Genomic DNA, 24,677 nt, shown 5'->3' on the forward strand with positions numbered 1-24,677 from the left:
GGTTCGAACAGGGCAGACATCCACGACTCCTTTGCTTGGTTCTGCAAAACGGCTGGAAATGCGCCATGCGGTGCGCACGACGCAGCGATGCGGGCCATCGGCGGGCCGGCCGGCGCCATGCTTTCAGCGGTGACCGAGCTTCGCGAGCAGCGCCTCGGCCGCGGGCGCCGACGACGCGGGGTTCTGCCCGGTGATCAGCAGCCCGTCGGTGACGACATGCGGCGCCCAGTCGGCGCTGCGCTCGAATTCCGCGCCGTTGGTCTTCAGCATGTCCTCGACGAGGAACGGCACGACTTCGGTCAGCTCGACGGCCGCTTCCTCGCTGTTGGTGAACCCCGTCGCGCGCTTGCCGCGCACGACCGACTCGCCGGTCTGCGGGTTCTTCACGTGGCGCAGCACACCCGGCGCGTGGCACACCGCCGCGACCGGCTTGCCGGCCGCGAGCGCGCGCTCGATCAGGCCGATCGAATGCAGATCCTCGGCGAGATCCCACAACGGGCCGTGGCCGCCTGGGTAGAACACCGCGTCGTAGTCGTCCACCGACACATCGGCCAGCTTGCGCGTCGACGCGAGTTCGGCCTTGGCCGCGGCATCGGCGTCGAAACGGCGCGTCGCGTCGGTCTGGGCCGTCGGGTCGCTGCTTTTCGGATCGAGCGGCGGCTGGCCGCCCTTCGGCGACGCGAGCGTCAGCTCGATGCCCGCATCCTTGAACGTGTAGTACGGCGCGGCCAGTTCCTCGAGCCAGAAGCCGGTTTTCTTGCCGGTGTCGCCGAGCGTGTCGTGCGAGGTCAGGACAACCAGGATCTTCATGATCGGACACTCCTTCGAAAATGAACGGGGAAACGGGGCCGCACGTCGGCGTGCCACGCCTGTCGGTTAGTCAGCCGGCGCGCGGCAACGTGCGATTCATTCATCCGCATGCGATATATGCCTATTAGACCAGTCGTCTAGACGCGGCCGAAATAAAACGACGACATCTCGCTGCTTGAATCTGCCTGAGGCGTCGCCGCATTCACAAGCACGGATGATAGCCTCGGATTAGACCGGTCGTCTAGAAGAACGCGTATTCGCCCCTGCCATCGTCATGGCCTTTGCGACGGGGGCGCCGTTCAGCAACGGCCGCCGTCGCTTGCCCGCCCGCCGTCGCCTCGCCGCTGGGTGCGGGCTACCCGCGCAACGGACCGTCCGTGTCGCCCGCCTCGATGGCCGGCGCTTCGAGCCGTTGATCGCACACGCCATCGTCCAGCAGCCGCAGCATCAGTTCCGCGAGCGCACGCCCCGACGCGTGGCCGGTCGGCTGCACGACCGCCGTGACGCGATACGGGTGCGCGATATCGGCCGGCACGCCGTCATAGACGATCAGCGACAGGTCCGTCCCCAGGCGCAGCCCGTTGTCGACCAGCACGCGAAACGCGCCGCTGCCCGCGATGTTGTTGTCGACCAGCAGCGCGGTCGGCGGCTCGGCGCGCGCGAGCAACGCCCGCGCCGCCTGCCGCCCGCCGTCGGGCGTGAACGGGCATTCCACGAGCAGCGCCGGATCGGCGTCGATACCGGCTTCGCGCAAGGCCGACAGATAACCGGCACGCCGCTGCGCGGCGAAATTCAGCGTCAGCGGCGCGCTGATCATCGCGATGCGCCGATGCCCGAAGCCGATCAGCCGGCGCACCGCGTCGCGCGCGCCCGCCTCGTTGTCGAAGTCGAACCACGCGTACGGGCCGGCGGCCTGCGTGCGACCGTACGCGACATACGGAAACGCGCTCGCTTGCAGGTACGCGATCCGCGGATCGTCGACCCGCGTGCGCGCGACGATCAACCCGTCGACGAGCTTGCCGTCGACGATCCGCCGATAGGTGTCCAGTTCCGCGTTCGGTCGCGCGGACGCGATGATGAAATCGAGATTGCGCTCGGCGAGCCGCTCGGTGATGCCCGCGACGACCTCGGCGAACCGCGGATCGCCGAGATCGCCGGCGCCGAACGGATACACGATCCCTATCATGTCGGCCCGTCCGGTCGCGAGCCGGCGCGCGGTCGGATCGGCCACGTACCCCATTTCCCGCGCGGCCTTCGCCACGCGTTCGCGCGTCGCCTCGCTCACGTCGTCGTAACCGTTCAACGCGCGGCTGACCGTCGTCCGCGACAGGCCGAGCGCGTCCGACAGCGCCTTCAGATTCACCTTCACCGTCACTCCTCGCATGCGTCGATCCGCCCGGCTGCCCGAATCCCGGGACGCGCCGACCGGGTAATTATTTCCAATTGGTAACGATTACCGTCAAATAAATATCTTTTGCGTTCCAAACCGGTTTGAAATAGCATCCAAACCGGTTTGGACATCGATGCCCACTCAGCCGTTCACTTTCACCTTTCCAGGAAACAACGACGAGATGACATACTTTCCCCTTTTCCGTCCGGTCGCGGCCAAACGTTTGCTGCTCGCTGGCGGCGCACTCGCCGCCTTCGCGTCCGTCGCGCACGCGCAGTCCAGCGGCACGGGCGCGCCCGTGCCCACGCCCCATACCCAGCAAGCCTACGATCCCGAAGGCAACTTCACGATGCGCTGGACGCGGGCGGACATCCGCCAGATCGTCGCGCAATCGCACACCGCGGGCGCCGACAAGAATTCGCTGCCGCAAGCGCTGACGATGCCGGACATCCCGCAGGATTTCCCGCTGATCAACTCGAACGTGTGGGTGTGGGACACGTGGCCGCTGGCTGACCTGCGCGCGAACCAGCTCAGCTACAAGGGCTGGGAGGTGATCTTCTCGCTCACCGCCGATCCGCACGCGGGCTACACGTTCGACGACCGTCACGTCCACGCCCGCATCGGCTTCTTCTATCGCCGCGCCGGCATCCCCGCATCGCAGCGCCCCGCGAACGGCGGCTGGACCTGGGGCGGCCACCTGTTCCCCGACGGCGCGAGCGCCCGGGTGTTCGGCACCGCGCCGATGACCAACAACGCCGAATGGTCGGGCTCCGCGCGCCTGACGAACGGCAGCAACGTCAGCCTCTACTACACCGCGACGTCGTTCAACCGCTCGGCGCCCGGCGGCGCCGACATCACGCCGCCGCAGGCGATCATCACGCGCGCCGACGGCAACATCCACGCCGACGACAAGCACGTGTGGTTCACCGGCTTCGACGATCACAAGGCGCTGCTGCAGCCGGACGGCAACTACTACCAGACCGGCCAGCAGAACACCTACTTCTCGTTCCGCGATCCGTTCGTGTTCACCGATCCCGCGCATCCGGGCAAGACCTACATGGTGTTCGAGGGCAACACCGGCGGCCCGCGCGGCTCGCGCACCTGCACCGAGACCGATCTCGGCTACGCGCCGAACGATCCGAACCGCGAAGATCTCAACGCGGTGATGAATTCGGGCGCAGTGTATCAAAAGGCCAACGTCGGCCTGGCGGTCGCGACGAACCCGCAACTGACCGCGTGGAAGTTCCTGCCGCCGATCCTGTCGGCGAACTGCGTCGACGACCAGACCGAGCGCCCGCAGATCTACCTGAAGGACGGCAAGTACTACCTGTTCACGATCAGCCACCGCACGACGATGGCGGCCGGCGTCGATGGCCCGGACGGCGTGTACGGCTTCGTCGGCAACGGCATCCGCAGCGACTTCCTGCCGCTGAACGGCGGCAGCGGCCTCGTGCTCGGCAACCCGACCGACTTCTCCGCACCGGCCGGCGCACCGTACTCGCAGGACCCGAACCAGAACCCGCGCGAATTCCAGTCGTATTCGCACTACGTGATGCCGGGCGGGCTCGTCGAGTCGTTCATCGATGCGATCGGCCCGCGCCGCGGCGGCACGCTCGCGCCCACGGTGAAGGTGAACATCAACGGTACGTCGACGGCGGTCGACCGCACGTATGGACGCGGCGGCCTCGGCGGCTACGGCGACATCCCGGCGAACCTGCCGGCGACGGGGGCCGGCCACAACGACGGCAACGGCCAGGGCAACTAGGCAACCCAAAATAACCGTCGTCGATAAAGGCACGAGGTTCAGGAGGTGCGTATCGCGCGTGTCGCGTGTGCGCCTCCTCTTTTTCTTTCGACTTTTCCTTTGACCGTTGCGCAGGCCGTCGTTGCAAACGGCCTGCGCCCTTTCCCGCTTCGCCCGACGAAGCGCCTGGTCCCGCATGAATTCGACGTCTTTCCGCTTTTTCGTCCGGCTCGTCCGGCTGCTGTTCGCCTGCGTGGCCTGCACGCAGGCCGTGGCCGCTCCGTGCCACGCGCCGCCCGACAACGGCACGCCGCGATGGCGGCCCGCCCTCCACTACACGCCGCAACGCAACTGGATGAACGACCCGAACGGGCTCGTCTACGCGAACGGCCGCTATCACCTGTTCTATCAGTACAACCCGCTCGGCAACGACTGGGGCAACATGTCGTGGGGGCACGCGACCAGCACCGATCTCGTTCACTGGCGCGAGCAGCCGGTCGCGATGCGCGCGAACGCCACCGAGGAAATCTTCTCGGGCTCGATCGTCGCCGACACCCTGAACACGTCCGGCCTCGGCACGCCGGGCCACACGCCGCTCGTCGCGCTTTATACGAGCGTCTACAAGCCCGGCTCGGGTCACGCGCCCGGCATCCAGGCGCAGTCGCTCGCGTACAGCCTCGATCAGGGCACGACCTGGCAGCCATATGCGCACAACCCGGTGCTGACGCTCGATCCGGAATCGAAGGAATTTCGTGATCCGAAAGTGTCGTGGTACGCGGCGGGCGGCTACTGGTTGATGACGACGGTCGTTGCCGACGCGCACGTCGTGAAGCTCTATCGCTCCGACGACCTGATCCACTGGTCGTTCCTGAGCGACTTCACGCTGCCGGACGTGCCGCATGCGGGCGCGCTGTGGGAAATGCCGGACCTCATACCGTTGCCGCTCGACGGCGATCCCCGCCGCATCAAGTGGGTGATGATCGTCAACGTGAATCCGTGGTCGATCGCGGGCGGTTCCGGCGCGATGTACTTCGTCGGCAACTTCGACGGCCGCACGTTCGTGCCCGACCGCGTCGCACCCGCCGGTTCGGACCCCGCGCAATTCCACTGGGTCGACCACGGCGCCGATTTTTACGCGGCCGGCACGTTCTCCGGCGCACCGGGCGCCCGGCCGGTCGCGATCGCATGGATGAGCAACTGGGATTACGCGGCCAAGGTGCCGACCACCCCATGGCGTGGCGCGACCACGCTGCCGCGCGAACTGGCGCTGAAGACGATCGACGGCGAGCCGACCCTCATCGTCGTGCCGGCCGCCGCCTTCGACGCGTGGGCCGACGGCCGGCCCGCCGTGCATGAAGGCGACCTGACGGTCGACTCCGCCACCCGCGCGCTGTCGGCCGCGACGCGCGGCGTCGTCCAGCGCATCACGGTGACGATCTCGCCGCAGCGTGCCGCGCGCGCGGGCCTGATCGTCCGGCGCTCGACCGACGGCTCGATCGGCACCCGGATCGTGTACGACACGGCGAAGCGCACGCTGACGCTCGACCGCTCGCAATCCGGCGAAGCGAATTTCGCCAGCACGTTCAGCCGCGAGCACATCGTCGATCTGCCGCTCGAACACGGGCAACTGCGGCTCGAAATCGTCGTCGATCGCGGCTCGGTCGAAGTGTTCGCGAACGGCGGTCGCGTCGCGCTGACGGACCTGATCTTTCCGCCGCTCGACGCGGATCGCGTGGCCGTGTTCGCCGAGCAAGGCCGCGCGACGTTCGCAGGGTTGACGGTGACGCAGTTGAAAACCGGCGACGACACGCGCGGTGCTTGTGCGCCACGATAGGTGCAGGTGACGGGGCCCGCTCGCCCGGCATCGCATCGCCGGTTACGGGCCCCGCCCGCGTCGCCCCCTTAGAGCAATCCCATCCCGCCCGACGCGATGATTTCCGCGCCGACGATGAACGCGGATTCCGGCGCGCTCAGGTGCAGCACCGTCGACGCGATTTCGTCCGGCGTGCCGAACCGGCCGATCGGCACGAGGCCCTTGATCTTGTCGGCCGTCGCGTCGAGCGTCGCCGCGTCGAGCCCGAGCTTGCCGTACAGCGGCGTCTGCACGGGCCCCGGGCTCACCACATTCACGCGCACGCCATGCGGCAGCAGTTCCGTCGACAGCGTCTTCGCGAACGAATTGACGGCCGCCTTGCTCGCCGCGTACACCGACGAGCCGGGCATCCCGATATGCGCGTTGATCGAGCCGTTGATCACGATCGATGCGCCGCGGTTCAGCAGCGGCACGAGCGACTGGATCTGGAAATACGCGCCCTTCACGTTGGTGTTGAACACGAGATCCCACATCGCTTCGTCGCTGTCGGCGAACGGCGCGAGTTTCGCGACGCCCGCGTTGACGAATACGGCGTCGAGCCGCACGCCGGCGGCGGCGAGCGCGTCGGCCAGCGCGCGGGCCGATGCGACGCTGCCGGCTTCGTTGCGAATTACCAGCGCGCCTTCGCCGAGCGTTTGACGGGCGGCTTCCAGCGTGTCGGCGTCGCGCCCGGTGATGACGACTCGCGCGCCTTCGACCGCGAATGCGCGGGCGGCCGCCAGGCCGATGCCGCTGTTGCCGCCCGTGACGAGGACCGTCTTTCCTTCGAAGCGTTGCATGATGTTCTCCTGTGAACCGGTGAGTTGACCGTGAACACAGGATGCGCGCGGCGCGCGGCCTTGCCGTGCGACGGGCACGACGGACATGTTCGAAAACGTCGAACATGTTTGAGCGAGCGCGCTCAGCCGATCACATCGATCCCGTCGAGCAGCCGCTGCGCGAGCCGCGGCTCGCGCAGTTGCTCCAGCCACCATTGCAGCGCGCGGCCGTCACGATCGCCGTGCCACGCGACGTACAGCAGATTCGGCTCGCGCGGATCGGCCGTCGGCTTCTCGACCAGTTCGCCGCGCGCGAGCAGCGACGCGACGCGCCGGCGCGGCACCCAGCCGACGCCGAGCGCATCGCGCTGCGCGAGGATCTTCGCGCGCATCGACGGCACCGCGAGCACCGCCTGCCCGCCGAGCAGGCCATACGCGCGGCCGGCCGCCCGCCGTGACGAATCGGCGACGACGACCGAGCGGTGCGCACCGATCGCGTCGCGCGTCAGCACCCCGCTCGCGGCCGCCAGCGGATGGCGCGGCGACACCGCGAACACCCACTCCATCGCGCCGAGTTCGAACCACTTGAGGCCCGGCATCGCCGGCGGCTCGTTGGTCGCGCCGACGACCAGATCCGCGCGGCCGTCGCGCAACGCTTCCCAGGTCCCGCCAAGCACCTCGTGCGTGAAACGCAGCGACACGCCGGAATCGAGCGCATCGAACGCGCGGACGACCGGCAGGAGCGTATCGAACTCCAGCACCTCGTCGCTGACGATCCACAGCCGGTCCTCCCAGCCGCTCGCGACCTGCCGCACGCGCTGCGTCAGCCGGGCGACGTCGAGCGCCAGCCGCGCCGCCTCGTCGGTCAGCAATTGTCCGGCCGGCGTGAGCTGCAGCCGGTAGCCGCGCCGGTCGAACAGCAGCGCGTCGAACCGGGTTTCGAGCTGGCGCGCCGCATGCGACACCGTCGACGGCGCCTTGCCGAGCCGCGCGGCGGCACGCGACAGGCTGCCGGTGGCGCGGATCGCGTCGAGCAGCGCCAGTTCGTCTTCGGACAGCATGAGGTCGCTCCGCGGTGAGGTTTGTGGTGGATCGTAAGGCAGCAGCGCACGGCGGTCCAATCGCGCGAGGGCCGGTGCGGCTGCGAGCCCGGAACCGCCGCCGGCGCGGTCGAGTTCCGGTATGCTGATCGAGGTGAAATCACACGAATCGAGGTAACCACTGCGATGGACATCGCGATCCGCATCGAAGGCCGTCACGACCTGACGGGGCAAATCTTCCGGCAACTGCGCACCGCGATCGTCGACGGGCGTCTCGAAGGCGGCGCGCGGCTGCCGTCGACGCGCGATCTCGCGAAACAACTCGGCGTGTCGCGCAAGACGACGCTCGACGCATTCGAGCGCCTGGTGGCCGAGGGTTACCTGACTACGCGCGCCGGCGACGGCACGTTCGTCGCCGATGGCCTCGCGCGCGTGCCGCACGCCGCGGTGACGTCGGCGCCGTCGATCGTCGACGAGCGGCCGCGCATCGATGCGGTCGATGCGCGCGCGCTGTGGAACGACCTGCCCGACGCGCTCGCGATGCCCGCGCCGCAGGATTCGCCCGGCTTCGACTTTCGCGGGGGCGTGACCGACAAGACGCTGTTCCCGTTCGACGCATGGCGGCGCTGCCTGCATCACGCGCTGCGCCAGCAGGCGCGCGGCCCCGGCCAGTACCACGATCCGGCCGGCGATCCGCAGTTGCGCGGCGCGATCGCGCGCTACGCGGGATTCAGCCGCGCGGTCGCCTGCAGCTGGGACGACGTGCTCGTCACGCAAGGCGCGCAGCAGGCGCTCGACCTGCTCGCGCGCGTCGTCGTGCGGCCGGGCGACGTCGTCGCGGTCGAGGACCCCGGCTATCCGCCCGCGCGCGCCGCGTTCGCGTCGCTCGGCGCGACGGTGATCGGCGTGCCGGTCGACGCGCAGGGACTCGTCACGGAACGGTTGCCGGACGACGCGCGGCTCGTCTACGTGACGCCGTCGCATCAGTTCCCGCTCGGCATGCCGATGACGCTCGAGCGCCGCGTCGCGCTGCTCGAATGGGCGCAGCGCCGCCGCGCGGTGATCATCGAGGACGATTACGACGGCGAATTCCGCTTCGAGGGCCGGCCGGTCGAATCGCTGAAGAGCCTCGACCGCACGGGCCTCGTCGCGTACGTCGGCACGTTCTCGAAGACGATCTTTCCCGAACTGCGGATCGGCTACGCGATTCCGCCGCGCGCGCTGCGCGGCGCGCTGGCCAAGGCGAAGCAGATCGTCGACTGGCACACCTGCGCGCTCACGCAGGCGGCGCTCGCGCGCTTCATGCACGAAGGCGATTTCGCGCGGCACCTGAAACGCGTGCAGAAGCACTACGACGCGCGCCGCAAGATGCTGATCGCGCACCTGCGCGGCGCACTCGCGCCGTGGTTCGACGCGATCGTGCCGACCGCCGGCATCCATCTCGCCGCGCGCCTGAAGCCGGGGCTCGACGAAGCGGCGCTGGTCCGCGCGGCGCGGGCGCAGGACATCGGCCTGTACGGGATCTCGGCGTTCCACGTGGGCGTGCCGGTGCGCCCGGGGCTGCTGTTCGGCTATGGCGGGATCGACGCGCTGCGCATCGACACGGCGCTCGCGAAGCTGGCGGGATTGCTGGATGCCGGCATCGCGGACGGGCCGTCACTGGTTACCTGAATTTCCGTTAAATTGGCTATTCAAGCAGGCCAGTGCGACTCGTAAAGTAGGTCCTGTCGCGCCACCCCGGCGCTACCCAACCGAAAAGGACCTGCCATGCAACCGCGCCTGAACTTCTATGCCGCCAGCCCGAATGCGATCAAGGTGATGCGCAACGCCGAGGAATTCCTCGCGAAGAGCTCGATCGAGAAGCCGCTCGCCGAACTCGTCCGCCTGCGCGCGTCGCAGATCAACGGCTGCGCGTTCTGCGTCGACATGCACACGACCGACGCGCGCAAGGGCGGCGAAACCGACCGCCGTCTCGCGACCGTCGTCACGTGGCGCGAAACGCCGTTCTTCACCGAGCGCGAACGCGCGGCGCTGGAATGGACCGAGGCACTGACGCTGGTGGCCAGCAACCACGTGCCCGACGCCGTCTGGGAAGCCGTGAAGCCGCATTTCACCGACGAGGAGCTGTTCGACCTGTCGATGCTGATCGCGACGATCAACTCGTGGAACCGCTTCGCGATCGCGTTCCGCAAGATGCCCGAGTGAGGCGGCGACGATGATCCGTTCCCCGCTCCCTCGCGTCGCGCTGTGCGCCGGGCTCATGCTGGCCGCCGCACTGCCGGCCGGCGCTCACGCGCACGACGCCGGCGACAGCGTGCACGCGATCATGCAGCAAGCCGTGCCCGAGGCGCCCGGCAAACTGGTGGTCGTCGCGACGGTCGACTATGCGCCCGGTCAGGCGTCCGAAGCGCACAAGCACCTCGGCTCGGTGTTCGCCGTCGTGTCGAAAGGCGAAGTGCTGTCGCAGGTGAACGGCGGCCCGCTGCGCCGCTATCGCGCCGGCGAAGGCTGGTACGAACCGCCCGGCTCGCGCCATCAGGTGTCGCGCAACGCGAGCGCGACCGAGCCCGCGCAACTCGTCGTGTTCGGGCTGACGGGCGAGCATCAGCCGCTGAAGTCGCCGATCGATCAGTGATCCGACGGATCGTGCATCGGCTCGCGACGTAAACGAAAAACCGGCCCGAAGGCCGGTTTTCATACCGCATGCCGTGAGCGGCGCTCGCGCGCCGCGCGACATTTAGAAGCGGTGGATCATGCCGACGCCGACGCCGATCTGGTTCTGCTTCGAACCTGCGCCCACGCCGTCACCGATCGACGTGGTCGCCGAGATGATTGCGTTGCCGCGGCCGTTCAGCGTGTTGCCGCTTGCGTGCTGGTAAGCCTCAACCGCGTACAGGCCCGTGCGCTTCGACAGGCTGTAGTACTGCGACAGCGTGACCTGGTGGTACTTGGCCGAGCTCGTGATGCCGTTCGACTGCGTTGCGGCCGTGTACGAGTAGCCTGCCGCGAAGTCCCACTGAGCAGCTGCCTTCCAGTGCAGCACGGCGCCAGCCGTGTTGAAGATTGCCTTGTTCCGGAAGAACGAACCCGTGCCCGGCGTGTACTGGACGTTCGAGTACGACGCCGAAATATCCCATGCCGGCGTGAACTGGTAGCCCGCCGTCACGGCGATACGCTGCTGCGATTGCGCGGTCGCGTAGCCGTTGTTGATCGACGAGACTGCCGGCTGGTTGCCGTCGCCCGCTGCCGTCAGGCCGTTCTGGACCGTCGAGTTCGCGCCCCACACGCCGCCGCCGAGCGTCGAGTTGTTGACCTTCTGATAGCCGACCGCGATGCCTGCCGGGCCGTTCAGGTACTGGATCGCCGCGCTCCACGTCGAGCCGCGGTTCGTCGCGCCTGCGACGCCGCCGAACGAGTACGAACCGCCGACCGTGAAGCCGTAGAACTTCGGCGACATGTAGACGAGCGAGTTGTTCGCGCGGTAGCTGGTATCCAGCGAATCGATATCGCCCGGGTGCGCGCCGTAGTAGCCGGTCAGCCAGGTCGTCGGGCTGTACGGCGACAGCAGCGTGTAGTACGCGGTGTACTGGCGGCCGGCCGTCAGCGTACCGTACGTGGCGTTGGTCAGGCCAACCCATGCCTGACGCGTGAAGATGCCGTTGGTCCACTGCGACGAGCCGTTAGCCGTGTTGACGCCGGCTTCCAACTGGAAAATCGCCTTCGTGCCGCCGCCGAGATCTTCGCTGCCTTTCAGGCCGAAGCGGCTGCCTGCCCACACGCCGGTGGACATCTGCACCTTCGAGTGACCACCCGAGGTTGCGCCGACTGCCGACGAGTTGTTCTGCCAAGCGATACCGTTGTCGACGATACCGTAGAGGGTCACGCTGCTCTGGGCGTGGGCGGCGGTAGCGGCTGCGAGACCGACTGCCGTCATGGCGAAAGCGACGCGCTTTTTCATTGATTCTCCGTCCTCAAAGAATGTTTCTTTTCTGGTGTGGTTTTATGACCGACACATGTGCGAGTACATGCCGACGCGATTCTGACGGATTACCAATTGTTTCCCAACATGTGCAGTCGGTCATCGTATGATCGACGCAACGCGCGGGTTCACCAAACGGTTACATGACAGCCCGAAACGCTTGTGCAGCGGGCGTTTCCGGCATTTGCCGGTGAAAACCCTAGCTTTACATTTTTACGGGCGCACCACGACCGCCCAATGTCGTCAGACGCCTTCGGCACCAAAAGGTCTTACAAATGCGCGATCGAAGCTGACGCCGCGATTCACGCCGCCGCGCAGGATCGCCCACGTTCGTGACACCCACATTTCGAGACACGAAATCATGAAAACGTTTTTAGTCGACGTGCCGGAGACCAGACGGGAACGGCCCGACGAACGCGGGCCGGGAGGCGATGCCGGCGCCTGCCGCGCCGGCGATCTTCAGAGCTGCGTCGCGGGGCGCGCGAGCCGCGCGGTCACCGCATCGGCGAGCGCGGTCAGACGCGAACGGACCGCCGTGTTCGAGCCGACCAGCGCGAGCGACGCCGCCATGATCCGGTAGACGCGCTTTCTCGGCACCTTGGCCGGCTTCGCCGGGTCGAGCCACGCCGCGTGGCCGGCCAGCAGTTCGAGCGTTTCGAGGCCGATCATGATCGGCCACAGGCAGGCGAGCCGCAGCCGCACGAAACGACGCGGAATCGCGAGCGTATACAGGTAGGCGTCGCGATACTGGTCGAGCGCGACGCGCAGCAGGTCGACCAGCACGCCGCGCGCACGTTCCGATGCTTCTGGCTGCATCAGGTCGGCCACCACGAGCCCGTGTGCGCCCAGCACGTCGTCGGGCAGGTAGCAGCGGCCGATGCGCAGATCCTTCGCGCAGTCGCGCAGGATGTTGGTCATCTGCAGCGCCTTGCCGAAACGGATTCCCTTCTCGCGCATGTCCGACAGATCCCAGCCGCGCGCGGCACGCGTGTGCGCGCCCGTCATGTCGGTCCAGAACTCGCCGACGCAGCCGGCGACCAGGTACGTGTAGCGGTCGAGCACGTCGCGCGTCGGCAGCGATGCGACCTGCCCCGACTGCTCGTGCGGAAACGTGCGCAGGTCGAACTCCATCCCCGCGGTGAGCGTCGCGACGACCTTGCGGATCGACGCGCGATCGGCCTCCGGCTGCGCGCGCAGCAGCGCGAGCATCGGCTCCATCGAACCGAGCAGCAGGTGTTCGTGCGAATCGGTCTGCATCCGCGTCACGTCCTCGAGCGAACGCGACAGCGCCGCGCCATCGCCGAGCCGTTCGATGTCGTCGCGCAGGTCGGTCAGCAGCGCCGCGCGGCGATCAGGCGCGACGAGCGCCGTGTCGGCGATCGTGTCGGCCGCGCGCGCGAGCAGATACGCGAGGCCGACCGGGTCGCGCATGCCGTCGGGCAGCACGCGCAGCGTCAGGTAGAAGGAGCGGGAAACGTTCTTCAGCAGTTCGCCGAGCAGATAGGCGGGATCGGTATGGGTCGTCATGGGTCGGGAAAAATCGGTCGGCGCGGGCCCCGGACGCACACGGGCGCCGGGCGCCCGCGCCGGCCCGCGAGTCGCCGCATCGTCGCGCCAGGCGGGCCTCGGCCCCGCTGCGGCGATGCAAAATTCCCGCAAGTTTAGTGCATCCGGCGCACGAACTCGTTGCGACGGCCGGAATGCGGTGCGCAGCAGCCCGCCGTCACTCGCGCTGCCCTGCACGTCGCGCCTTCAAAGCAAAACGGAAAGGTCGAAGTAATACATATGTAATTATTCGATGCGACGATCGCGCACCGTTCGACTCCGTTCAGCCCGGGCTCCCCGCCGGGCCGCCGGCGCGAGCTCCTTTCCGCCTCCTTTCCGCCTCCTTTCCGACTCCGTTTTCGAAGGTTCATCGACATGCTCCTCAAGCGCCCGACCTCCCTGCGCTACGCCCCGTTCGCCTGTGCCGCCGCGTTCCTGCTCGCCGCGTGCGGCGGTGGCGACGATCTGACGCGCGATCCCACGCAGCCAATTTCCGCGAAGGTCCAGGTGGTCGGCCATCGCGGCGCGAGCGCGCTGCGCCCCGAACACACGCTCGCGTCGTACCGCAAGGCGATCGAGGACGGCGCGGACGTGATCGAGCCCGACCTCGTGTCGACCCGCGACGGCGTGCTGGTCGCGCGCCACGAAAACGAGATCTCGGGCACGACGAACGTGTCCGCGCTGCCGCAGTTCGCGAGCCGCAAGGCGACCAAGACGATCGACGGCACGCAGTTGACGGGCTGGTTCACCGAGGATTTCACGCTCGCCGAGCTGAAGACGCTGCGGGCGCGTGAGCGCATCCCGCAGGTACGCCCCGCCAATACCGCGTACAACGACCAGTTCGAGATTCCGACGTTCGACGAGATCGTCGCGCTCGCGAAGCAGATGTCCGCGCAGACCGGCCGCACGATCCACCTGTACCCGGAAACCAAGCATCCGACCTACTTCCAGTCGATCGGCCTGCCGCTCGAGGATCGCCTCGTCGACGCGCTGCTGAAGGATGCGTACACGTCGCGCACCGCGACCGTCTACATCCAGTCGTTCGAAGTCGCGAACCTGAAGACGATCCGCAACCGGATCAAGTCGAGCCAGCCGAACTGGAAGCTCGTGCAGTTGATGGACGAAGCGCAGCAGCGCCCGTACGACTTCGTGAAGGCGAACGACACGCGCACCTACGGCGACCTGTCGACGCGCGACGGCATGCGCGAGATCGCGACCTATGCGAACGGCGTCGGGCCGTACAAGACGTCGATCATCGCGGTCGCCGCGGACGGCACGCTGCAGCAGCCGACGCCGTACGTGCGCTACGCGCACGAGGCCGGTCTCGTCGTGCATCCGTACACGTTCCGCCCGGAGAACAACTTCCTGCCCGCGTCGCTGAAGGACGGCGGCACGCCGGCCACGCGCAACACGGCCGGGTCGGTGCGCGAGATCCAGGCATACCTGCGCGCGGGGATCGACGGCTTCTTCACCGACGATCCGGCCGTCGGCCGCACGGCCGTCGATACGTTCAAGCGCTGATACGAAGCGCCGATCCGCTTCGTGACCGGGCGCCGCGCACGACGCGCCGCACCCGGTTGCCCGCATCGCTCAGATCACGTTGAAGTGGTGCGTGCCGTCCCGCTTCAACTGGTCGACCAGCCCGTATTCCCAGTCGAGATACGCCTGCATCGCGGCGGCCGCGTTGTCGGTGCCTTCGTACGGACGCCGGTAGCGATCGACGCGCGGCGACGCCAGATGCGTCTCGCCGCTCTCCAGCGGCAGCCCGGCCTCGATCCACGCGGCCGTGCCGCCGGTCAGCACCCGGATCTCGGCCGATGCCGGCAGCAGCGCACGCGCGTCATCCGCCGCGAACCGCGCCAGCAGGCTCGATCCGCACGTGAACACGTAGCGCTTCGCGGGCGGAATCGTCGCCAGCGCGTCGCGCAACTGCGCGCGCACGGCAAACCACGCGCCGGGAATATGCCGCTTCACGTAGTTCGCGCTGGCCGTCACGTCGACGATCGCGAGCTCGCCGGGCGCGGCCTCCTTCAGCCAGCCGGCGAGCGTCGCGGGCGACACGTCGGCGGCGGGCGGCGTTGCCGGCACGTCGCGCGGCGGCTGGCCGCGCTCGGAGAATGCCGCGGTGCCCGCCGGCTCGACCACGCGCACGTCCCAGCCCATCTGGGCAAGCCACGAGGCGGTCATGTCCGCGCGCACGCCGTCGTCGTCGGCCAGCACGATCCGCGCGCCGCGCACGGCCGCGTGATGGTCGGTCTCCTGCACGAGCTGGCCGCCCGGCGTGCTCAGGAAGCCCGGCAGATGCCCGGCTTCGTATTCCTCGGGCGTGCGCACGTCGAAGCGGTACAGCGTGCGGCCCGGTTCGTCGAGCGTGGCGACGTCCTCGAGCGCGATGCGCGGCACGCCCGCGCGCTCGGCCACCGCGCGGGCAGCCTGACGGGCTTCGGCGCGCTGCGTCGCGTCGATCTCGTCCGGAAAGCGGCGCGCCGCACCGCGCTCGAGCGTCTGGCCGGCCAGCGTCCAGCCGATCGTGCCGTTGCGCAGCGCGGCGACCGGATTCGGCAGCCCCGCGTTGACGAGCGATTGCGTGCCGATGATGCTGCGCGTGCGGCCCGCGCAGTTGACGATCACCTGCGTGCGCGGATCGGGTGCAAGCGCGCGCACGCGCAGCACGAGTTCCGCGCCCGGCACGCTGGTCGACGTCGGGATGTTCATCGTCTGGTACTCGTCGAAGCGGCGCGCGTCGACGATCACGACATCGGCTTTCGCATCGATCAGCGCCTGGACCTCCTGCGCGGACAGCGACGGCGTATGGCGCTCCGCCTCGACCCATTCGCCGAACGACTTGCTCGGCACGTTCACGTCGATGAACAGTTCGCCGCCCGCCGCGACCCAGCCCGCGAGGCCGCCGTCGAGCAGCCGCACGTCGGTGTAGCCGAGCCGCGCGAGCGTCGCGGCCGCGCGCGGCGCGAGATCCTCGCCGCCCGCTTCCCCGAACACGACGATCGGCGTGTCGCGGCGCGGAATCCGCGTCCATGCGTCGAGTTCGAGCTTCGACAACGGAAAGTTGGCCGCCCACAGCGGGTGGCCCTGTGCGTACGGATCTTCCTCGCGTACGTCGATCAGCGCGATCTCGTCGCGGGCCAGCAGGCGCGCGCGTACATCCTCGTACGACGCGACGGGAAAGCGGGAAATGGAATCGGCGGATTGCGTCACGATGTCTCTATGTTGAATGCGTTGAAGTCGGTGAATGAAGCGGAACGGATCGAGCGTGGCCCTGCCGGCGCGCGCCCGCAACGGGTCACGCCAGCGGGCCGTGCGTCAGGCATTCGAATAGCCCGACACGAACGGCTTCACGGTCCCGTCGTCCAGGTACACCGCGCGCTCGACCTTGCCGATGTTCGCGCCGTACACGTGGATGCTGATCGATACCTGGTCGGCGAACGCGTTGGTCACGCGATGCACGTCGCCGATGCGCGGCGACACGGCCTCGACCTCGCCCGGCCGCAGCCGCACGGCGTCGCCGGCAGGCACCGGCTTGCCGGCCGCGTCGAACCGGTACGGCTGCGAGAACTCGCCGCCGCGCAGCATCCCGATCAGCCCCCACACCGTGTGGTCGTGGATCGGCGTCGCCTGGCCGGGCCCCCACACGAAACTGACGATCGAGAAGCGTTCGTCCGGGTCGAGATGCAGCAGGTACTGCCGGTAGCGCTCGGGATCGGGCTGCGCGAACGCGTCGGGCAACCAGTCGTCGTGTTCGACGAGCGCGGCGAGCAGCGCGCCGCCCTCGTCGAGAATGCGCGCCTCGTTCGCGCCGGACGCGAGCAGCGCATCCAGACCCTCGACGAACGGGCGCAGCGGCGTCTGTTGCAACGAAAGCGTACTCATCGGCCGTCTCCTCGAATATGATGCCGAATATAATGGATCGTCATGATGCACCTGAAAGACCATGCAGAACAAACATGAAAATTAGCGATATCGACGCTTTTGCAGCGGTCGTCCGCTGCCAGACCCTGAGCCAGGCCGCGGCCGAGCTCGGGATGACGCAGCCCGCGATCACGCGGCGCGTCCAGAATCTCGAGGAAGCGCTCGGCGTGACGCTGCTCGACCGCAACACGAAGCCGCCGCGCCCGACCGACATCGGCCGGCAGGTGTTCGAACAGTGTCGCGCGATCCTGCGCGAGGTCGACGCGCTGCGCGAACTGACGGCCGGCCAGCAGCCGCCGGCCGGCGAATTCCGGATCGGGGTCACGCAGGGGCTCGGCGAGCTGATGCTGCCGGCGCTCATCGGCGATCTCGCCGCGCAATGGCCCGCGCTCGCGACGCAGGTCACGACTGCATGGGGCGGCCTGCTCGTCGAACGCATCGCCCGCCGCGAACTCGATGCGGCGCTCGTCTTCCTTGCCCGCGAAATGGTGCTGCCGGCGCAGGTCGAAGGCGTTCGGCTGCTGGACACGCGGCTCGTCGCGGTCGGCCGCAAGGGCGACTGGCCGCGCCGCAGCTACCGGCTCGCCGATTGCCATGCGCGCGGCTGGGTGCTCAATCCGGACGGCTGCGGTTTTCGTGCGGGCCTGCGGCGCGCGCTCGACGCCCAGGGTCTGCCGATGCCGGTCACGCTCGACGCGTACGGCCGCGACCTGCAACTGCAGAGCGTCGCGAACGGGTTCGGCCTCGGGCTGATGCCGCTGCCGCTCGTCGAAGGCAGCCCGCTGCGCGACGCGCTCGACATCGTGCCACTCGCCGATTTCAAGCCGCAGATCGATCTGTGGCTGCTGCGCCGGCACGATGCGGCCCGTTTCGACGCGCCGCTCGCGGCCATCGCCGCGCATGCGCGCGCCGCGTTCGCGCTGCCCGAGCGATCGCACGACAAGGCCGCTTGACCTGACTGTGGCGGCCGTCGTGGCCACGACGGCCGCGCGGCGCGCCACGCCGTTGCCGTGCCCGGCACCCCGGCCCGGCTCACGCATCATGTCGACCGCGTTCGCCCCCGTTGCGTGACGCTGCGTCCGCCGCCGCGTGCGTCTGCCCGCGCGGCGCCGCATCGAGCGCCGCCCGCCCCGCCGCCACCGCGATCGCATCGTCCTGCGGCGTATGCACGCGGCTGCACAGCACGTCGCGATAGTGGCGCTCCAGCGGATTGGTGCGGCTCAACCCGTGATTGCCCGACAGTTTCAGCGCCTGCTCGACCGTCCGGATCGCCTGCTCGGTCACGGTGCGCTTGACGAGACCGCTGGTCGTCACCGACGGCGCATTGCCGGCGTCGGTGCGCGCGATGTGATCGTCGAGCAGCACCCGGTTCGTGTGCAGCCAGCCCTCGATTTCGCCGACCGCCTCCTGCACGCGCGGCAGCGTCGCGAGCGGCGCGCCGAGCCCGCTCGGCGCACGCGTCGTCGCGAATTCGACCAGCCAGTCGCGCGATGCGCGCGCCACCGCGTCGTACAGGCTGCCGAGCAGCGCGACCATCCACGCCTGCTGATCGGCCTGCGCGTCGGCATCCGCATGGGTGGCGGCCGACACGGCCCATGCGTCCGGCGCGCGCACGTCGACCGCATATTCGGCCGGCAGCGGCACCTCGTCGAACACGACTTCATGGCTGCCCGATGCGCGCAGGCCAAGATGATTCCAGCTTTCGATCACGCGGATGCGCTCGCCGTCGGTCGCGCGCTCGCGCGGCACGAGAAACACGCCGACGCGCGGCGCCGGTTCGTCGGTGCGCGCCCACACGGCCAGCCAGCGCAGCGCCGGAATGCCGGTGCTGTAGAGCTTGTGGCCCGACAGCCGCCAGCCGTCGCCGTCGCGGCGCGCAATGGTCGCCGGCAGCCCGCCGCGCGACGGCGAACCGAGCGCGGGCTCGACGCGCAGCGCGTTGATCAGCGCGCCGTGCGCGACCGCGCTGTCGAACACCGCGCGCCGCACCTGCGCCGGCCAGCGGTTGTCGGCGCGGCCGAGCGCGCGATGCTGCAGATACGTCATCGTCAACACCAGCGCGGTGGCGGGATCGGCCCCGGCGACGGCCGCGACGATCCGGCTCGCCTGCGCGAGCGTCGCCCCGGCGCCGCCATGCTCGCGCGGCACGACCTGCGCGATCAGCCCGGCGCGATGCAGCCGCGCGAAGTTCTCGTGCGGAAAGCGGCCGTCGATGTCGTTGCGGGCCGCATCGGCGGCGAGTTCGGGGGCGAGGCGCTCGAGCAGCGCGGCGAGGCGCGCGTCGTTCGTCTCGTCGGCGTCTGCAACGTCAGCGGTGCCGGCCGCATCGGCAGGCAGAAGGCGCAGCGCAGGTTGCGGTGACGGCGAGGAAGCGGCAAGGCTGGCGGACATCGAAACGGATTCCCTGGGTAGGTCGAACACGGCGGCGAAAAGACGACAAAGGCGGCAAACGCGGCACCCGCGCGCGCCCGATCATTCACGAGCCCACAGCGTATGCGCAACGCATGCGCCCCCAAACCATGCAAATCTGATATTCAAATCGGGATTGATTATTTCCATTCCGCATGATCGCGGCGTTAACCTGCGCTCCATTCCCGCCCGGCCGTGCGCCGGAACGTCCCTGCACCGGAGACCCAGATGAGCGTCGAATTCATCGGCATGATCCAGAGCCAGAAACAGTCGGAAATCCACCCGGCGTCCGGCCCCGTGGTCGATCCCGACTATGTGCGCGACTTTGCCCGCGCCCACGAAACGGCCGGCTTCGACCGGATTCTCGTGCCGCATCACTCGACCGGCCCGTCGGCGACGCTGACGATCGCGTTCGCGGCGGCCGCGACCGAGCGCATCCACTTCATGCTCGCGCATCGCCCGGGCTTCACCGCGCCGACGCTCGCCGCGCGGCAGATCGCGACGCTCGACCAGTTCAGCCGCGGCCGGCTCGCCGTGCACTTCATCTCCGGCGGCTCGGACAGCGAGCAGCAGCGCGACGGCGATTTCCTCGATCACGACGCGCGTTATGCGCGCACCGACGAATACCTGGGCATCCTGCGGCGGATCTGGACGGAACCGCAGCCGTTCGATCACGACGGCGCGCACTACCGGTTCAAGCAGGGTTTCTCGGAAGTGAAGCCGTTTCAGCAGCCGCATGTGCCGATCTACTTCGGCGGCGCGTCGGAAGCGGCGCTCGCGGTGGCCGGCAAGCACGCGGACGTCTACGCGCTGTGGGGCGAATCGCTCGACCAGGTGCGCGACCTGACGACCCGCGTGCGCACCGAAGCCGCGAAGCACGGCCGCCAGGTGCGCTTCTCCGTGTCGTTCCGCCCGATCCTCGCGGCGACCGAGGACGAAGCATGGGCGCGTGCGCACCGCATCCTCGACGAAACGCGCCGGCTGCGCGAAGCGGCCGGGCTCGGCGCCGGCGGCCCGCAGCAGAGCGAAGGCGCGCGCCGCCTGCTCGCCGCGGCCGAGCGCGGCTCGCGCGTCGACAAGCGGCTGTGGACCGAGATCGCGAAGCTCACCGGCGCGCGCTCGAATTCGACGGCGCTCGTCGGCACGCCCGAACAGGTCGCCGACGCGCTGCTCGACTACTACGACCTCGGCGTGACGACGTTCCTGATCCGCGGCTTCGATCCGCTGGAAGACGCGATCGACTACGGCCGCGAACTGATTCCGCGCGTGCGCGGCGCCGTCGCCGCACGCGACGCGGCCCGCCGCGCCGCCTGAGCCCCACGGAACCATACGGAGCCCTACGCCACCATGTCCGCCGTCCTTTCGTCGCCCGACCGTACCGCATCGGGCCTCGTGCTCGCCGACACCCCGCGCCAGCACTTCTGGTTCGACCCGCCCGCGCCGCGCATCGACGTGGCCGCCGAGCGCCGCCACCGGCAGGAGCGGCTCGCGGCCGCGTTCCGCCTGTTCGCGCGCTTCGGCTTCGCGTCGGGCCTCGCCGGCCACATCACCGCGCGCGATCCGGAGCTGCCCGATCATTTCTGGGTGAACCCGCTCGGCGTGCATTTCTCGCAGATCAAGGTCTCCGACCTGCTGCTCGTCAACGCGCGCGGCGAAACCGCGATCGGTCAACGGCCGCTGAACAAGGCCGCGTTCGCGATCCATGCGGCGATCCACGAAGCCCATCCGCACGTCGTCGCCGCCGCGCACACGCATTCGACCTACGGCAAGGCCTGGTCGACGCTCGGCCGCCCGCTCGATCCGCTCACGCAGGACGCGTGCGTGTTCTATGAAGACCACGCGCTGTTCGACGATTTCACGGGGATGGTCGTCGACACCAGCGAAGGCGCGCGGATCGCCGATGCGCTCGCGAAGCCGGACGGCACCACGCACAAGGGCGTGATCCTGAAGAACCACGGCATCCTGACGGCTGGCCCGACGGTCGAGGCCGCCGCGTGGTGGTACATCGCGCTCGACAATGCCGCGCACACGCAGTTGCTGGCCGAAGCGGCCGGCACGCCGCAACCGATCGATCACGCGACCGCGCGTCATACGCATGGCCAGATCGGCGGCCCCGACGGTGCGCTGCATGCGTTCGACAGCCTGTTCGCGCGCGTCGTCGCCGACGAACCCGATCTGCTCGACTGAGCCGCCCTTGCGCCACCCCGGAGACCACACAATGACCCACACCACCGCACCCGCGCCCGCCGACACGCACGACGACCAACGCCGCCGGCTGCTGCGCGCGGCCGGCGCCGCCGCGCTCGCCGTCCCTGCGATCACGCTCGGCCGCAAGGCGTGGTCCGCGCCGCCGCTGAAGAAACTCACGTTCGCGTGGAACCAGAACGCGTTCTGCCTGACGCCGATCGTCGTCGCGCAGGAGCGCGGCTTCTTCGAGAAGAACGGGCTGCAGGTCGATCTGATCAACTACAGCGGCTCGACCGATCAACTGCTCGAATCGATCGCGACCGGCAAGGCCGATGCGGCGGTCGGGATGATCCACCGCTGGCTGAAGCCGCTCGAAGCCGGCTTCGACGTGAAGATCATCGGCAGTTCGCACGGCGGCTGCGTGCGCCTGCTCGGCGCGAAGGCGGCCGGCGTCACGACGCTGCAGGCGCTGAAGGGCAAGACGGTCGGCGTCAGCGATCTCGCCGCGCCCGGCAAGCACTTCTTCTCGATCCTGCTCGCGAAAAATGGCGTCGATCCGGAGCGCGACATCACGTGGCGGCAGTATCCGGCCGACCTGCTCGGCGTCGCGGTCGACAAGGGCGAGATCCACGCGATCGCCGACGGCGACCCGAATCTGTATCTGCTCGAAAAGCGCAGCAACGGCGCGTACACCGAACTCGCGACCAACCTGTCCGGCGAATACGCGCGCAAGGTGTGCTGCGTGATCGGCGCGCGCGGCGACCTCGTGCGCAACGACCGGCCGTCGGCCGCCGCGCTCGCGCGCTCGATCGTGCAGGCCACCGAATACACGCACGACAACCCGAACGAAGCCGCCAAGGTGTTCGCGAAGTATTCGCCGAAGATCAGCCCCGAGGATCTGCGCAAGCTGTATGCGACGCTCACCTACACGCATCACCCGACCAACGTCGACCTGCAGCAGGAAATCGCGTTCTATGCGGACGATTTCCGCCGCATCAGCGTGCTGAAGAAGAGCACGGACCCGCAGCGCTTCGCGCAGCAGGTCTATGCGAACGTACTGGGGTAACGCGATGTCGACGATCGAACACGCTTCCGCCGCACGCACCGCGTCGGCTCCGGCCGGCGCCGCCGCCAACGCTCCAGGTTCCGCGCGCGCAGCCTGCACGACGTGCGAAGCCACGCTGGCCGCGCAAGCGCGGCGCGAGCGCATCTGGCCGACCGGGATCGCCGCCGCATTCGCATGGGCCGCGCTCGGCGCGCTCACGCAACTGTGGCCGAACCGGATCGTAGGCTTCAGCGACTGGGCGTACACCGACACGTTCGGCACGGCCGCGTGGACAATCGCCGCGCTGCTGCTCGCCGCCGCGACGCTCGGCCATCTCGTCCCTGCGACCCGCACGCGGCTCGCGCGGGTACGGCCGGCCGGCCCGTGGCTCGTCGCGCTGCCGCTCGTGCTCGCCGCGTGGGAAATCGTCACCGCCAAAACCGGCTGGCTGCCGACGCCGTTCTTCGCGCCGCCGCAGGCGCTGATCGAGGTCTACGTCGACGACTGGCCGCGCCTCGCCGGCAGCGCCGCCAACACGCTGAAGCTGCTCGCACTCGGCTTCGCGTACGGCGTCACGGTCGGCTTCGCGGTCGGCGTGTCGATCGGCTGGTCGCGCCGGATCGGCTACTGGGTGCATCCGGTGCTGCGCGTGCTCGGGCCGGTGCCGGCCACCGCGCTGCTGCCGCTCACGTTCTACTTCTTCCCGTCGAGCTATTCGGCCGCCGCGTTCCTGATCGCGCTGGCGACGGGCTTCCCGGTTGCCGTGCTCACGTGGTCCGGTGTCGCGAGCGTGAACAAGCAGTACTACGACGTCGCGCGCACGCTCGGCGCGAACGCACGCTTCCTCGTGCTGCGCGTCGCGATTCCGGCCGCGCTGCCGCACGTGTTCGTCGGCATCTTCATGGGGCTGAGCGCGTCGTTCACCGTGTTGGTCGTCGCCGAGATGATGGGCGTCAAGTCGGGGCTCGGCTGGTATTTGAGCTGGGCGCAGGGCTGGGCGTCGTACGTGAACATGTATGCGGCGCTGATCGTGATGGCGCTGCTGTTTTCCGGGCTGATCGCGCTGCTGTTCGCCGTGCGCGACCGTGTGCTCGCCTGGCAGAAAGGAACCGTCAAATGGTAAGCGCCGCCGTACTCGAACCGTCCGCGGCCACTGCCGCGGCGCCCGCCGTCACGCCGCCGCGCGGCGCGCGCATCGACATCCGCCGCGTGAGCCATGCGTTCGACGGCCCCGACGGCGCGCTGCCGGTGCTCGACGACGTGTCGCTGTCGGTCGCGGCCGGCGAATTCGTCGCGCTGCTCGGCCCGAGCGGCTGCGGGAAATCGACGCTGCTGCGCCTCGTCGCGGGGCTCGACGCCGCACGGCAAGGCACCATCGCGCAGGATGGCGTGCCGATCGAGCGCCCCGATCCGTCGCGCATCGTCGTGTTCCAGGACCCGACGCTGTACCCGTGGCGGCGCGTGCGCGCGAACGTCGCGCTCGGCCTCGAAGCACGCGGCGTGGCGCGTGCCTCGCAGCATCGCGTCGACGATGCGCTCGCGCGCGTCGGGCTGCAGGACTTCGCGAACGTGTTTCCGCATCAGTTGTCCGGCGGGATGGCGCAGCGCGTCGCGCTCGCCCGCGCGCTCGTCAACGATCCGCGCCTGCTGATCCTCGACGAACCGCTCGGCAAGCTCGATTCGCTGACGCGGCTCACGATGCAGGCCGAGCTGACCGCGCTGTGGCAACGCGACGGTTTCTCCGCGCTGCTCGTCACGCACGACGTGGAAGAAGCGCTGTTCCTCGCGCAGCGCGTGATCGTGTTCGGGCCGCGCCCGGCAACGATCGTCGCCGAACTGCGCGTCGACCTGCCCTACCCGCGCCATCGCGGCGACCCGCGCCTCGCCGAATTGCGGCACGACGCGCTGCGGCATCTCGGGCTCGATGCGAGCTGGTAGATGCCGGATGCCGTTCGACGTTTGACCGCGAT

At 69.0% G+C, this 24,677-nt stretch carries 21 protein-coding genes; 12 read left to right on the forward strand and 9 right to left on the reverse strand.

Annotated features, from left to right (window positions below; translation table 11 throughout):
* Positions 1 to 123: 123 nt before the first annotated feature.
* On the reverse strand, positions 124 to 810 hold the full coding sequence (locus AP428_RS20845) for a type 1 glutamine amidotransferase domain-containing protein (protein ID WP_011547806.1): 687 nt from the start codon (positions 808 to 810) through the stop codon (positions 124 to 126).
* Positions 811 to 1,165: 355 nt separating this feature from the next.
* Positions 1,166 to 2,194 carry a substrate-binding domain-containing protein gene (locus tag AP428_RS20850; RefSeq protein ID WP_054928361.1) on the reverse strand — a complete coding sequence of 343 codons (1,029 nt, stop codon included), beginning with the start codon at positions 2,192 to 2,194 and terminating at the stop codon, positions 1,166 to 1,168.
* A 187-nt stretch (positions 2,195 to 2,381) separates the two neighbouring features.
* Between AP428_RS20850 and AP428_RS20855 the strand changes: the two genes are divergently transcribed.
* On the forward strand, positions 2,382 to 3,965 hold the full coding sequence (locus tag AP428_RS20855; RefSeq protein WP_054928362.1) for a glycoside hydrolase family 68 protein: 1,584 nt from the start codon (positions 2,382 to 2,384) through the stop codon (positions 3,963 to 3,965).
* A 175-nt stretch (positions 3,966 to 4,140) separates the two neighbouring features.
* Entirely contained in the window at positions 4,141 to 5,778 is a 1,638-nt protein-coding gene (locus AP428_RS20860; RefSeq protein WP_054928363.1) for a glycoside hydrolase family 32 protein, read from the forward strand.
* Positions 5,779 to 5,846: 68 nt separating this feature from the next.
* On the opposite strand, the gene AP428_RS20865 is transcribed toward AP428_RS20860, so the two are convergent.
* Both AP428_RS20865 and AP428_RS20870 read right to left on the reverse strand, forming a co-directional pair.
* On the reverse strand, positions 5,847 to 6,596 hold the full coding sequence (locus tag AP428_RS20865; protein WP_054928367.1) for an SDR family oxidoreductase: 750 nt from the start codon (positions 6,594 to 6,596) through the stop codon (positions 5,847 to 5,849).
* 122 nt (positions 6,597 to 6,718) lie between these two features.
* Positions 6,719 to 7,636 (reverse strand): LysR family transcriptional regulator, encoded by a 918-nt coding sequence (locus AP428_RS20870; protein WP_011694720.1) that lies wholly within the window; start codon positions 7,634 to 7,636, stop codon positions 6,719 to 6,721.
* Positions 7,637 to 7,801: 165 nt separating this feature from the next.
* Here AP428_RS20870 and AP428_RS20875 point away from each other — a divergent pair, with 165 nt between their 5' ends.
* The 3 genes from AP428_RS20875 (at position 7,802) to AP428_RS20885 (ending at position 10,250) form a co-directional block, all read left to right on the forward strand.
* The gene (locus tag AP428_RS20875) at positions 7,802 to 9,286 is read left to right on the forward strand and encodes a PLP-dependent aminotransferase family protein (RefSeq protein WP_011547812.1); all 1,485 of its coding nucleotides are present in this window, start codon (positions 7,802 to 7,804) and stop codon (positions 9,284 to 9,286) included.
* Between the two features lie 96 nt (positions 9,287 to 9,382).
* A complete protein-coding gene (locus AP428_RS20880) occupies positions 9,383 to 9,820 on the forward strand; it encodes a carboxymuconolactone decarboxylase family protein (RefSeq protein ID WP_006479143.1) in 438 nt (145 codons plus the stop codon).
* A 10-nt stretch (positions 9,821 to 9,830) separates the two neighbouring features.
* The gene (locus AP428_RS20885) at positions 9,831 to 10,250 is read left to right on the forward strand and encodes a cupin domain-containing protein (protein ID WP_011547813.1); all 420 of its coding nucleotides are present in this window, start codon (positions 9,831 to 9,833) and stop codon (positions 10,248 to 10,250) included.
* A gap of 102 nt (positions 10,251 to 10,352) precedes the next feature.
* On the opposite strand, the gene AP428_RS20890 is transcribed toward AP428_RS20885, so the two are convergent.
* Together AP428_RS20890 and AP428_RS20895 are read right to left on the reverse strand one after the other, a co-directional pair.
* Positions 10,353 to 11,573 carry a porin gene (locus tag AP428_RS20890; RefSeq protein ID WP_011547814.1) on the reverse strand — a complete coding sequence of 407 codons (1,221 nt, stop codon included), beginning with the start codon at positions 11,571 to 11,573 and terminating at the stop codon, positions 10,353 to 10,355.
* Positions 11,574 to 12,053: 480 nt separating this feature from the next.
* Complete coding sequence (locus AP428_RS20895) at positions 12,054 to 13,121, reverse strand: squalene/phytoene synthase family protein (RefSeq protein ID WP_011547815.1); 1,068 nt, start codon at positions 13,119 to 13,121, stop codon at positions 12,054 to 12,056.
* A 393-nt stretch (positions 13,122 to 13,514) separates the two neighbouring features.
* On the opposite strand from AP428_RS20895, the gene AP428_RS20900 reads away from it, so the two are divergent.
* A complete protein-coding gene (locus tag AP428_RS20900) occupies positions 13,515 to 14,660 on the forward strand; it encodes a glycerophosphodiester phosphodiesterase (RefSeq protein WP_011547816.1) in 1,146 nt (381 codons plus the stop codon).
* 69 nt (positions 14,661 to 14,729) lie between these two features.
* On the opposite strand, the gene AP428_RS20905 is transcribed toward AP428_RS20900, so the two are convergent.
* Together AP428_RS20905 and AP428_RS20910 are read right to left on the reverse strand one after the other, a co-directional pair.
* On the reverse strand, positions 14,730 to 16,355 hold the full coding sequence (locus AP428_RS20905; protein ID WP_041489399.1) for a rhodanese-related sulfurtransferase: 1,626 nt from the start codon (positions 16,353 to 16,355) through the stop codon (positions 14,730 to 14,732).
* Positions 16,356 to 16,460: 105 nt separating this feature from the next.
* Positions 16,461 to 17,027, reverse strand: a complete 567-nt coding sequence (locus tag AP428_RS20910; RefSeq protein ID WP_011547818.1) for a cysteine dioxygenase — start codon at positions 17,025 to 17,027, stop codon at positions 16,461 to 16,463.
* A gap of 17 nt (positions 17,028 to 17,044) precedes the next feature.
* Between AP428_RS20910 and AP428_RS20915 the strand changes: the two genes are divergently transcribed.
* The gene (locus AP428_RS20915) at positions 17,045 to 18,019 is read left to right on the forward strand and encodes a LysR family transcriptional regulator (RefSeq protein WP_011547819.1); all 975 of its coding nucleotides are present in this window, start codon (positions 17,045 to 17,047) and stop codon (positions 18,017 to 18,019) included.
* Positions 18,020 to 18,098: 79 nt separating this feature from the next.
* Here AP428_RS20915 and AP428_RS20920 read toward each other — a convergent pair whose 3' ends face one another.
* Complete coding sequence (locus AP428_RS20920) at positions 18,099 to 19,457, reverse strand: acyl-CoA dehydrogenase family protein (protein ID WP_011547820.1); 1,359 nt, start codon at positions 19,455 to 19,457, stop codon at positions 18,099 to 18,101.
* Between the two features lie 246 nt (positions 19,458 to 19,703).
* Between AP428_RS20920 and AP428_RS20925 the strand changes: the two genes are divergently transcribed.
* From AP428_RS20925 to AP428_RS20945, 5 genes are read left to right on the forward strand one after another with little or no spacing between them, the layout of a single operon-like run.
* Positions 19,704 to 20,789, forward strand: a complete 1,086-nt coding sequence (locus AP428_RS20925) for an LLM class flavin-dependent oxidoreductase (protein WP_011547821.1) — start codon at positions 19,704 to 19,706, stop codon at positions 20,787 to 20,789.
* Between the two features lie 33 nt (positions 20,790 to 20,822).
* On the forward strand, positions 20,823 to 21,662 hold the full coding sequence (locus tag AP428_RS20930; RefSeq protein ID WP_011547822.1) for a class II aldolase/adducin family protein: 840 nt from the start codon (positions 20,823 to 20,825) through the stop codon (positions 21,660 to 21,662).
* Between the two features lie 31 nt (positions 21,663 to 21,693).
* The gene (locus AP428_RS20935) at positions 21,694 to 22,728 is read left to right on the forward strand and encodes an ABC transporter substrate-binding protein (RefSeq protein WP_011547823.1); all 1,035 of its coding nucleotides are present in this window, start codon (positions 21,694 to 21,696) and stop codon (positions 22,726 to 22,728) included.
* A gap of 4 nt (positions 22,729 to 22,732) precedes the next feature.
* Positions 22,733 to 23,830: an ABC transporter permease gene (locus tag AP428_RS20940; protein WP_011547824.1), complete on the forward strand. Its 1,098-nt coding sequence runs from the start codon at positions 22,733 to 22,735 to the stop codon at positions 23,828 to 23,830.
* Positions 23,824 to 24,645 (forward strand): ABC transporter ATP-binding protein, encoded by an 822-nt coding sequence (locus AP428_RS20945; protein WP_011547825.1) that lies wholly within the window; start codon positions 23,824 to 23,826, stop codon positions 24,643 to 24,645. The genes AP428_RS20940 and AP428_RS20945 overlap by 7 nt, the downstream gene beginning before the upstream one ends.
* Positions 24,646 to 24,677 lie beyond the last annotated feature (32 nt).

Source organism: Burkholderia sp. E168m22, assembly GCF_001319805.1.
In the GTDB taxonomy this organism is placed as follows: domain Bacteria; phylum Pseudomonadota; class Gammaproteobacteria; order Burkholderiales; family Burkholderiaceae; genus Burkholderia; species Burkholderia orbicola.